Here is an 11,261-nt window from a genome sequence, read left to right as displayed (position 1 = left end):
CCTACGCGGGACCAGAGGCAACGACGCCTGCCCGCGCACCCCCAGGAGGACCTCGAAGTGCACGCCATCACCTCCCGCAGAGGCCGCCGCACGGCCGCCGCCGTCGCCGGCAGCGCCGTCCTGGCCCTGCTCGCCTCCGCCTGCACCGGCTCCAGCGACTCGGGCGGCAACGACGACTCGGCCAGCGGCAAGGACGTCACCATCACCTTCTGGCACGGTTGGAGCCAGGACAACGAGGTGAAGGCGATCAACGACATCATCGCCTCCTTCGAGAAGGCCCACCCCAACATCCACGTCAAGCCCCAGGGCAACGTCCCGGACGACAAGGTCAACCAGTCCCTGCGGGCCGGCGGCGACGACGCCCCGGACGTGGTGTCCTCCTTCACCACCAACAACGTCGGCATGTTCTGTTCGACCAAGGCGTTCATCGACCTCAAGCCCCAGCTGCAGAAGAGCGGCATCGACGCGGCCAAGACCTTCCCGGCCGCGATGCTCAACTACACGCAGTTCCAGGGCAACCAGTGCTCGCTGCCGCTGCTCGGCGACGCCTACGGCCTCTACTACAACAAGAAGGCCTTCGCCGCGGCCGGCATCACCGCCCCGCCCAAGACCTTCAGCGAGTTCGCCGACGACGCCAGGAAGCTGACCATCGCCGACGGCGACTCGTACAAGCAGCTCGGCTACATGCCGCTGTACCACGGCTACGAGTCCCAGACCGAGCACTTCCTCGGCCAGTACGGCGCCACCTACTTCGGCCCGGACGGCAAGTCGAACATCGCCACCGACCCGAAGGTCGCCGCGATGCTCAACTGGCAGAAGGGCATGGTCGACCAGCTCGGCGGCTACGCCAAGCTGGACAAGTACCGCGCCACCTTCGGCGAGGAGTTCAGCGCCAAGAACCCCTTCCACACCGGCCAGGTCGCGATGGCCCTCGACGGTGAGTGGCGCACCGCCTCGCTCGCCGAGAACAAGCCCGACTTCGACTGGGCCACCGCGCCCTTCCCGGTGCCGGACGACCAGGCCGACACCTACGGCCGCGGCTACCAGACCGGCACCATCGTCGGCATCGCCAGCACCAGCAAGAAGCAGGCCGCGGCCTGGGAGTTCGTCAAGTACCTGACCACCGACACCGACTCGGTCGTCAACTTCGCCAACGCGATCCACAACGTGCCCAGCACCTTCGACGCGCTCAACTCGCCGAAGCTGGTGAGCGACCCGAACTTCAAGACCTTCCTGGACGTCGCCAAGAACCCCAACTCGAGCACCACCCCGGCGAGCGTCAACGGCGGCGGCTACCTCGTCACCCTGCAGAACCTCGGCTACGACATCGAGTCCGGCAAGCAGGCCGACGTCCAGGCCGGTCTGGCCGCCACCGCCAAGCAGATCGACACCGACATCGCCCAGGCCAAGTAGGCGACGCGAACGGCCCACGGAGCTCCCCATGTCACTCGCGTTCGGCACCCGCAAGGACGGTGCTGGACCGACCGCCCCGGCGGCGCCCTCCACGCAGCACCTGCTGCGCCGGAAGCGCCGCCGGGAGGCGGCCCGCACCCTCGCCTTCCTCTCCCCCTGGCTCATCGGGTTCAGCGTCTTCTTCGTCTACCCGCTGGTCTCCACCGCCTACTTCTCCTTCACCCAGTACAACGGCTTCGGCTCGCCGACCTTCAACGGCCTCAAGAACTGGGACTACGTCTTCAACCAGCTGCCGGCCTTCTGGCAGGGCCTGCGCAACACCCTGTGGCTGGTCGTCGTCATGGTGACCCTGCGGGTGGCCTTCGGCCTCGGCATCGGGCTGCTCATCACCAAGGTCAAGACCGGTGTCGGTTTCTTCCGCACCGTCTTCTACCTGCCGTACCTGGCCCCGCCGGTGGCCGCCACCGTCGCCTTCGCCTTCCTGCTCAACCCGGGCACCGGCCCGCTCAACCACCTGCTCGGCCAGCTCGGCCTGCCGCAGCCCGGCTGGTTCGCCGACCCGAACTGGTCCAAGCCCGCACTCACCCTGCTCGCCATGTGGGGCATCGGCGACCTGATGGTCATCTTCATGGCCTCGCTGCTGGACGTCCCCAAGGAGCAGTACGAGGCGGCCGAACTGGACGGCGCCGGCCCGTTCCAGAAGTTCCGGTACGTCACGCTGCCGAACATCTCGCCGATCATCATGTTCGCGGTGGTCACCGGGGTCATCCAGACCATGCAGTACTACACCCAGGCGATCGTCGCCGGGAAGGTCGCCGGCGGCATCGCCGGCAACTCCGGCCAGCAGTTCGAGCCCGGCTTCCCGCAGGGCTCCACCTGGACCCTGCCGCAGATGGTCTACAACCTCGGCTTCCAGCGCTTCAACTACGGCGCGGCCTGCGTCGTCGCCCTGGTGCTGTTCGCCATCTCGATGGCCGTCACCTCGATCCTGCTCCGCCGCCGGTCCGGCTTCATGGCGAGCGACGACTAGCGGATTCCCGAGGACTAGCCCATGACTCTCAGCTCCACGCTCAGCAAGGCGCCCGCCCCGGCCGGCGCCTCCCGGACCGGCGGCGCCGCCGCCCGGGCCGCCCGGCGCCGCGCGCTGCTCAACTGGGTGGCCGTGCACTCGCTGGCGATCGCCGCCGCGCTGTTCTTCCTGCTGCCGTTCGTCTTCGTCTTCCTCACCTCGGTGATGAACGACCAGCAAGCGCTCACCACCGACTACTGGCCCAGCTCCTGGAACTGGGACAACTACAGCAAGGTGTGGGACACCCCCGGCTTCCTCACCTGGTGGCGCAACACCCTGGTGTACGCCGGCCTCGGCACCCTGCTGACCGTCGTCTCCAGCCTTCCGGTCGCCTACGCGCTCGCCAAGTTCCGCTTCCGCGGCCGCAACCTGGCCCTGATGGCGGTCATCGCGATGATGATGCTGCCGCCGCAGGTCACCGTCATCCCGATGTACCTGTTCTGGGCCAAGCAGATGGGCCTCGGCGGCTCGCTGTGGCCGCTGATCATCCCGATGGCCTTCGGCGACGCGTTCTCCATCTTCCTGCTGCGCCAGTTCCTGATGACCATCCCCAAGGAGTACATCGAGGCCGCCCGGATAGACGGCTGCGGTGACCTGCGCACCCTGCTGCGGGTGGTCCTGCCGATGGCCAAGCCGGCCATCGCCGCCGTCGCGCTGTTCCAGTTCTTCTACTGCTGGAACGACTACTTCGGCCCGCAGATCTACGCCAGCAACAACCAGCAGTCCTGGACGCTCAGTTACGGCCTGGAGTCGTTCAAGGCCGCCCACCACACCAACTGGAACCTCACCATGGCCGCCACCCTGCTGGTGATGGCGCCGGTGATCGTCCTCTTCTTCTTCGCACAGAAGGCCTTCATCGAAGGCGTGACACTGACAGGGGTCAAGGGCTGATGTCCGCACTGAAGTTGGCAATCGTCGGCGGAGGTTCGACGTACACCCCGGAGCTGATCGACGGCTTCGCCAGGCTGCGCGACACCCTGCCGATCGGCGAGCTGGTGCTGATCGATCCGGCCGCCGAGCGGCTGGAGCTGATCGGCGGCCTCGCCCGGCGGATCTTCGCCAAGCAGGGCCACTCCGCCACCGTGACGGTGACGACGGACCTGGTGGCGGGCGTCGCGGACGCCGACGCCGTCCTGCTCCAGCTGCGCGTCGGCGGGCAGGCGGCGCGCAACCAGGACGAGACCTGGCCGCTGGAGTGCGGCTGCGTCGGCCAGGAGACCACCGGCGCGGGCGGGCTCGCCAAGGCGCTGCGCACCGTCCCGGTCGTGCTGGACATCGCCGAGCAGGTCCGCCGGACCAACCCGGACGCCTGGATCGTCGACTTCACCAACCCGGTCGGCATCGTCACCCGGGCCCTCCAGACCGCCGGCCACAAGGCCGTCGGGCTGTGCAACGTCGCGATCGGCTTCCAGCGCAAGTTCGCCGCCCACCTGGGCGTGGACCCTGAGCTGGTCCGGCTCGACCACGTCGGGCTCAACCACCTGACCTGGGAGCGCGGGGTGACCCTGCTCGACGCGCCGGGCTCCGCCACCGGCCGGGAGGTGCTGCCGGAGCTGCTCAGCGGCTTCGGCAAGGAGATCGCCGACGACCTGCACCTGCCGCAGGCCTTCGTGCAGCGGCTCGGCGTGGTGCCCTCGTACTACCTGCGGTACTTCTACCAGCACGACACCGTGGTGGAGGAGCTCAAGGTGCAGGGCTCGCGGGCCGCGCAGGTCGCCGAGATCGAGCGGCAGCTGCTGGAGATGTACGCCGACCCCGCCCTCGACACCAAGCCCGAACTGCTCGGCAAGCGCGGCGGTGCCTTCTACTCGGAGGCCGCCGTCCAGCTGATCGCCGCCCTGCTGGGCACCGGCGGCGGGACGTCCGTGCAGGTGGTGAACACCCGCAACGACGGCGTGCTGCCGTTCCTGCCGGACGACGCCGTCATCGAGGTCCCGGCCGAGGTCGACGCCGCGGGCGTGCGGCCGCTGCCGCAGCGCCCGCTCGAACCGCTGTACGCCGGGCTGGTCGCCGCCGTCACCGCGTACGAGCACCTCGCCCTCGACGCCGCCCTGCACGGCGGCCGCGACCGGGTCTTCGACGCCCTGCTCGCGCACCCGCTGGTCGGCCAGCTCGAACTCGCCGACCAGCTCACGGATCGGCTGCTCGCGCACAACCGCGAGCACCTCGCCTGGGCCTGAGCACCGAGGAACGGCCCGGTCCGTGGCCCCCGAGGGGGCGCGGACCGGGCGGGGCGAGGAGACCGACCCATCCCCGGCCGACACCAACGGCCGGGCCACGTACGAGCCGCGGGGACCTGATGACCCACCAGCCCGAACCACTCCTGCCCGGCGTCCTCGCCATCGACGCGGGCAACTCCAAGACCGACGTCGCCCTGATCGGCGCCGACGGCACCGTCCTGGGCACCGCCCGCGGTGGCGGCTTCGCACCCCAGCTGATCGGCGGCGCCGCAGCCGTCGCCGGCCTCGCCCCGCTGGTCGAGGAGGCCGCCGCGGCGGCCGGCCACCCCGCCTGGAACGGCGTGCTGGCCAGCCACGTCAGCGCCTGCCTGGCCAACGCCGACCTCCCGGTGGAGGAGGAGGCGCTGCGCCGCGCCCTGGAGTCGCACCCGTGGGGTGCCAGCAACACCGTCGTCAACGACACCTTCGGCCTGCTGCGGGCCGGCACCGACGGCCCGCGCGGGGTCGCCGTGGTGTGCGGCGCCGGAATCAACTGCGTCGGCCTGCTCCCGGACGGGCGCACCGCGCGCTTCCCCGCCCTCGGCGAGCTCACCGGCGACTGGGGCGGCGGCTCCGGGCTCGCCATCACCAGCATGTGGCACGCCGTCCGCTCGGAGGACGGGCGCGGCGGGCCGACCGCGCTGGCCCGGGCCATCGCCGAGCACTTCGGCCTGCCCAGCGCCCGGGCGGTCGCGGAGGCCGTCCACCTCGGGCACCTGCCGAGCTCCCGGCTACACGAGATCGTCCGGCTGCTGTTCGCGGTCGCGGGCGAGGGGGACGAGGTCGCGCTCGGGCTGATCGACCGCCAGGCCGACGAGATCGTCCGGCTGGCCGTGGTCGCGCTGCGCCGGCTGGAGCTGCTGGACTCGCCGGCCCCGGTGGTGCTCGGAGGCGGGGTGCTCGCCTCCCGGCAGCCGCTGCTGATCGACAACCTCACCGCGCGGCTCGCCGAGGCCGCCCCGCTGGCCGAGCCGCGGGTCGTGGTCGCCCCGCCCGTGCTGGGCGCCGGGCTGCTCGGGCTCGACCACCTGGGCGCGGACAGACAGGTGCAGGCTCGGCTGCGCCGGGCGTACGAGACGCAGCGGCCGGTCACGGTCTGACGCGTCTGACGTCTCTGGCGTCTCTGACGTGCCCTTGAACCTCCCGCCCTCGCCGGATCCGCACGTCCGGCGGGGGCGGGAACCGTTCGGCGTGCGCCGGTCGTGTTACCCGGGTACCGACCACCACCGCCACCCGGGGAGACTTGTGTCATGGCCGTGCCCCGCATCCTCCTCGCCACCGTCCTGCTCACCGGTACCGCCGCCGCCGTCCTCACCGGCTGCACCCCTGCCGACTCCCGCCCCACGGTGGCCGCCGCCTCCTCCGCGGCCGCGCTCGCGGACGAGGGCGCCGACGCCCCGCTGGACGACCTGGTCGACGACGGCGACCTCTTCGAGGACGAGGTCGACGCCCCCGCCACCGGCGTCATCGCCGCCCCCGACAGCACGCCGCTCTGTACGGCCCCCACCGAGCCGCCCGGCCACCAGGTCCTGGTCGTGGTCTCCGCCGGCCCGGCCGAACTCACCGCCCAGCCCGCGCGCTACACCTGCACCCCGCCCGGCTACGAGCCCACCGGCACGCCCGTCCACTACGGCTTCGCCGCGGCGGGGGTGGCGGCGACGCTGGTCGACCGCCCGCACGGGGACCCGGCCCGGCCCGTCGGGCTGGACGAACTGGTCACCCACCTCAACGACTGCCTGGCCGACCGCGACCCGGCCGACCCGTACGCCTGCCACGGCAACGCCTACGACGTGGTGCTGGACTCGCACGGGCGGATCATGCGGATCGGCGAGGTCACGGTGCCGTAGCCGCTGTTTCCAGCAGGGCGGCAGCCTGTTCGAGCATGGCCAGGGTGTCGGAGCTGGTGCCCCCGGAGACTTCGGGGTGGCGGGCGGCCAGCGCCCGGTGGTTGGCCCGGCGGATCCGGACGGTCTCCCGGTCGAGGGGGCCGGTCGTCCAGGCCGTCGTGAGGGCCAGTGCCGCCAGTTCGACCAGTTGGGCCCGGCGGGCTGCGGACGGGACGGAATCGTGAGCGGCCCACTGGACCAGGCGGTGGACGCGCAGCAGGTCGTTCGTGCGGGTGACCAGGCTGAGGCGGTGCAGGGTGCGGAGCGTCTCGTGGACGGCCTCGGCGGTCGCGTCGGCGCAGTAGAGGCGGGCGGGTTCGGACGTGAGGACGTCGACCGGAACGCCGTCCGGGTGGAGGACGGAGGCGAGTTGGAGCACGGGGGTGGCCAGTGAGCCGGTCGCGGCGTCCGCGCGGGAGAGGGCCTCGGCGAGGATCTCGGCCAGACTCCGCTCCTGACCGTCGGGGAGGGCGGCCCGGTCCGGGGCGAGCTCCGCGAGGGGACGGTGTTCGGCCAGCCGGGCCCGGTAGCCGGCGACGGTGACGCCACTGTCGGAACGGTCGATCAGGTGGGCGGAGGCCTGGGCCAGGGCGAGCGGGAGGTGGCCGAGGTCGGCGGCCAGCTCGGCGAGTCGCCCGGCCGGTTCGTCGAGGCCGTGGGGGGTGAGCCGGTCGGCGAGGTAGGCCACGGAGTCCGCCTCGCCGAAGGGTTCGACCTCCACGATCCGCCGGTCGGCCGTCCGCAGGGACGGGTCGCGCCGACGGGTGGTGACGACGGTGTGGCCGAGCCGGTTGGCCGGGGGCCAGAGGGCGCGGAGGTCGGCCGGGTCCAGCACGTCGTCGAGGACGACCAGCCAGCGGCGGTCCGCGGTGCGGAGCCAGGCCAGCAGGCTCTCGGCGTTGGCGGGCTGGGAGAGGCCCAGTTCGACAGCGGCCTGGGTGTAGGCCTGCTCCACGGCCGCGCGACTGGTGACGCTCACCCAGAGCACGAGGTCAACGCGTTGCCGGCGCAGTTGTCCGTGGGCGTAGTGGGCCGCCAGCTGCGTCTTGCCACTGCCGGGCATCCCGGCCAGGACGACGGCGGCGGCTCCGACGGAGTCGAGGTCGGGGCTGCGCGGCCGGTAGGCGTCGGCCACCTCCGGGACGGCTCCCACCTGCTTCGGCCACCGGCCCTGGTGTGCCGGTTCGCCTCCGAATCTCGTCACGTTGACGGTGCGTGCCTGGATGACCGGGCCGCCGAAGACCCCACCGTCGATGCTGTTCCGGATCGGTTCGGACATGGCCCCAGTCTCACAGTTCCCGGCCCCCACGTGGAGTCCACGCCGGAGCGGCACCAGGTCTCCATACGCTGAAAGACCTCCCCTCCAACTGTTGAGATTCGGCTGCGCTACGCGCATCAACCGTGTGCCAACTGGGGGCTTTTGACTTTCGATACGTTCCCGAGGGCCGCCCTTGGTCCGGGTCTTACTCTCGTCCTCGTTGACCCGGTTTCGACAAGTCTGCTTTGCTTCCGGCCACCGGCGGTAAGCGGTCCCTCATCCCCACGTCACTGACTGTTCATGACGAACCGCCAGTGGTTCCGCATTGCCGCCGCCATCACTCCCCCACCGTCTTTCACTGTGCCGCCGCGCCCTACCGGAGCGCGGTCGGCCCGAGAGAGGAACCCTCACGATGGGCATGTCCCCCACCTCCCGCCGCAACCGCGTCCGCGCCCTGACCGGGCTCAGCGCGCTGGCGCTCGCCGCCGCCGGTTTCGCCGCCGCCCCGGCCGCCCAGGCGAACCAGCCGGGCAGCGAGCTCGCCGGGCACTCCCACCCGTACCGGCACGGCGCCGTTCCGACCAAGGAGGCCGGCCAGAGCGCGACCGCCCGCACCTCCAACCTGAAGTACGGCGGCGGGGTCGACGGCATCGGCGTCACCACCGGCGCGCCGAAGGTCTACCTGATCTTCTGGGGCTCCCAGTGGGGCACCCAGGGCACCGACGCCAACGGCTACACCACGCTGTCCGGCGACCCGAAGGGCGAGGCCGTCCGCACCCAGCAGCTGTTCAAGGGCCTCGGCACCAACAACGAGACCTGGTCCGGCGTCATGACGCAGTACTGCGAGGGCGTCGCCACCGGCGCGACCAGCTGCCCGAGCGGCTCCGCGCACGTCGGCTACCCGACCGGCGGCGCGCTGGCCGGCGTCTGGGTGGACGGTTCGGCGGCCGCGCCGGGCCAGGCCACCGGCAACCAGATCGCCACCGAGGCCGTGAAGGCCGCCGGGCACTTCGGCAACACCACCGCGGCGTCCAACCGCAACGTGCAGTACGTGGTGCTCTCGCCGACCGGCACCCACCCGGACGGCTTCAACACCACGGGCGGCAACTTCTGCGCCTGGCACGACTGGAACGGCGACACCACGCTGACCGGCGGCGCGGCGTCGTCCCCCTACGGTGACGTGGCGTTCAGCAACGACCCGTACGTGACGGACATGGGCAGCTCCTGCGGCCAGAACTACGTCAACAGCGGCAGCGCCGGCACCCTGGACGGCGTCACCATGGTGTTCGGCCACGAGTACTCGGAGACCATCACCGACCAGAACCCGGCGGGCGGCTGGACCGACTCCACCGGGTACGAGAACGCCGACAAGTGCTCCTGGAACGGCGTCGGCGGCACCGGAGGCTCGCAGAACGTGACCTTCGCGACGGGCTCCTTCGCCATGCAGGGCACCTGGTCGAACGCGGTCAGCGGCTGCCAGATCTCGCACGCGATCGTCCAGTGACGATCTGACACGGGGGGAGCGCCGGGGTGGGTCGTGCGGGCCCGCTCCGGCGCTCCGGCGTTCCCTACGAGGGCGCGACCAGCCCGAACTCGTAGGCCTGGATGACCAGGTGGACCCGGTCGCGGGCGTCCAGCTTGGTGAACAGCCGGGCCACGTGCGCCTTGGCGGTGGCCGGGCTGATGGTGAGCTCCTCGGCGATCTCCGCGTTGGACAGGCCCCGCCCGACCAGGGTCAGCACCTCGCGCTCGCGCTCGGTGACGCCCTCGGCGACCGCGCGGCGGACCTTGGCGGCCTCCGGGCGGGCGGCGAACTCGCCGATCAGCCGACGGGTGATGCCCGGGGCGAGCAGGGCGTCCCCGGCGGCGACGACCCGCACGCCGTCCAGGATGGTCTCCAGGGCGAGGTCCTTGACCAGGAAGCCGCTCGCCCCGGCGCGCAGCGCGCCGTACACGTAGTCGTCGTCGTCGAAGGTGGTGAGGACGAGGACGTGGGTGGGCAGTTCCGGGTCGGCGGTGATCCGGCGGGTGGCCTCGATGCCGTCCACGCCGGGCATCCGGATGTCCATCACCGCGACGTCCGGGCGCAGCCGTTTGACCAGCTCGACGGCCTCCGCACCGTCGCCGGCCTCGCCGACCACCTCCAGGTCGGGGGCGTCGGCGATGAGCACGCGCAGGCCGGTGCGGATGAGCGGCTGGTCGTCGACCAGGACGACGCGGATCACGGTCCCACCTCCAGGGCGGCGTCTTCGGGGATCGACAGTCGGGCGGCGACGCGGAAGCCGCCCTCGGGGCGCGGGCCGGCGCTGAACTCGCCGTTCAGCAGGGCGACCCGCTCCCGCATGCCGGCCAGGCCGTAGCCGGTGCCGGGGGTCGCGGTGGGCGCGCCGGCGCCCAGGTCGACGACGGTGACGTCGAGCTCCCGCGGGCCGTACTCGACGGTGACGTGGCAGTCGCGGGTGCCGGAGTGCTTGACCACGTTGGTGACGGCCTCCTGGACGATCCGGTAGGCGGCGAGGTCCACCTCGGGCGGCAGGGTACGGGCTTCACCCCGGCGGGTCAGCGCGACCCGCACCCCGGCACCCGCCGCCTTCTCCACCATCCGGTCCAACTCGCCCAGCCCGGGGGCGACTTCGAGCGGTGCCTGCTCCCCCTCGCCCTGCCGCAGCGCGCCCAGCATCCGGCGCAGGCCGGCCAGGGTCTCCCGGCTGGTGGCCTCGATGGCGTTGAGCGCGTTGCGGGTCTCGGCGGGCTGGGTGTCCATGACCCGGCTGCCCATGCCCGCCTGGATCGCGATGATGCCGATGTTGTGGGCGACCATGTCGTGCAACTCGCGGGCGATCCGCAGCCGTTCGGCGGTGACGGCCTGCTCAGTGGCACGGCCGCGCAGGGCCTCGGCGTGGACGCGGCTCTGGCGGACGGTGTTGCCGATCAGCCAGGCGATCAGCACGGTCGCGGCGAGGCCGGCGAAGGCGAACGGGTTGACCGGGAACTCGTGGGTGCTGCCCCACAGATACAGGCCGCCGACCAGGGAGAGCGGCAACCCGGCGGCGCTCAGCGAGACCGGCCGGGAGCGGGTGGCCGCGCAGTAGCCGACCACCGCGTCGGCGATCAGGAACTGCACCGGCATGGTCTCCGGGGCCCCCTTCATGCCGAGCGAGAAGAGGGCGCCCCCGAGCGCGACGGCGAGCGCGGCCAGCGGCAGCCGGACCAGCAGCGTCGCGACCGAGGTGGTGACCACGGCGGTGACCAGCAGCGGCATGCTCTCGGGATTGCCCTGGTAGTCGAACAGGAGGCGCAGTTCGTCCCTCCGCGTGAAGAAGCGGAACACGACGATGGCCGTCCAGAACACGGCCACCCACACCCCCGCGGGCAGGCGCCTGAGCAGCGGCGGGCGGTGGTCGGTGATCATGACG

General features: G+C 71.8%; 10 protein-coding genes. 7 read left to right on the top strand and 3 right to left on the bottom strand.

Going from position 1 to position 11,261, the window contains the following annotated elements:
- The first annotated feature begins 66 nt into the window (after positions 1-66).
- From J0670_RS16785 to J0670_RS16760, 6 genes are all read left to right on the top strand, one after another.
- Positions 67-1,413: an ABC transporter substrate-binding protein gene (locus J0670_RS16785; RefSeq protein WP_307806551.1), complete on the top strand. Its 1,347-nt coding sequence runs from the start codon at positions 67-69 to the stop codon at positions 1,411-1,413.
- A gap of 28 nt (positions 1,414-1,441) precedes the next feature.
- A complete protein-coding gene (locus tag J0670_RS16780; RefSeq protein WP_207812394.1) occupies positions 1,442-2,443 on the top strand; it encodes a carbohydrate ABC transporter permease in 1,002 nt (333 codons plus the stop codon).
- A gap of 21 nt (positions 2,444-2,464) precedes the next feature.
- The gene (locus J0670_RS16775) at positions 2,465-3,373 is read left to right on the top strand and encodes a carbohydrate ABC transporter permease (protein ID WP_207812393.1); all 909 of its coding nucleotides are present in this window, start codon (positions 2,465-2,467) and stop codon (positions 3,371-3,373) included.
- A gap of 8 nt (positions 3,374-3,381) precedes the next feature.
- Entirely contained in the window at positions 3,382-4,662 is a 1,281-nt protein-coding gene (locus J0670_RS16770) for a 6-phospho-beta-glucosidase (protein ID WP_207812396.1), read from the top strand.
- Positions 4,663-4,781: 119 nt separating this feature from the next.
- A complete protein-coding gene (locus tag J0670_RS16765; RefSeq protein WP_207812392.1) occupies positions 4,782-5,801 on the top strand; it encodes an N-acetylglucosamine kinase in 1,020 nt (339 codons plus the stop codon).
- A gap of 150 nt (positions 5,802-5,951) precedes the next feature.
- Positions 5,952-6,548, top strand: coding sequence for a hypothetical protein (locus tag J0670_RS16760; RefSeq protein ID WP_207812391.1), 597 nt, complete (start codon positions 5,952-5,954; stop codon positions 6,546-6,548).
- Here J0670_RS16760 and J0670_RS16755 read toward each other — a convergent pair.
- Positions 6,535-7,866 carry an NB-ARC domain-containing protein gene (locus tag J0670_RS16755; protein ID WP_207812390.1) on the bottom strand — a complete coding sequence of 444 codons (1,332 nt, stop codon included), beginning with the start codon at positions 7,864-7,866 and terminating at the stop codon, positions 6,535-6,537. The genes J0670_RS16760 and J0670_RS16755 overlap by 14 nt on opposite strands.
- Positions 7,867-8,257: 391 nt before the next feature.
- Between J0670_RS16755 and J0670_RS39935 the strand changes: the two genes are divergently transcribed.
- Positions 8,258-9,349 (top strand): hypothetical protein, encoded by a 1,092-nt coding sequence (locus J0670_RS39935; protein WP_207812389.1) that lies wholly within the window; start codon positions 8,258-8,260, stop codon positions 9,347-9,349.
- 64 nt (positions 9,350-9,413) lie between these two features.
- Here J0670_RS39935 and J0670_RS16745 read toward each other — a convergent pair whose 3' ends face one another.
- On the bottom strand, positions 9,414-10,070 hold the full coding sequence (locus tag J0670_RS16745) for a response regulator transcription factor (protein ID WP_207812388.1): 657 nt from the start codon (positions 10,068-10,070) through the stop codon (positions 9,414-9,416).
- Positions 10,067-11,261 (bottom strand): sensor histidine kinase (locus J0670_RS16740; protein WP_307806550.1); only part of this gene is annotated, 1,195 nt, incomplete at its 5' end. The genes J0670_RS16740 and J0670_RS16745, both read right to left, overlap by 4 nt.

This window comes from Streptomyces sp. FH025 (assembly GCF_017427025.1).
Taxonomy (GTDB): Bacteria; Actinomycetota; Actinomycetes; order Streptomycetales; family Streptomycetaceae; genus Kitasatospora.
This window is presented reverse-complemented; position numbering and strand designations above follow the sequence as displayed.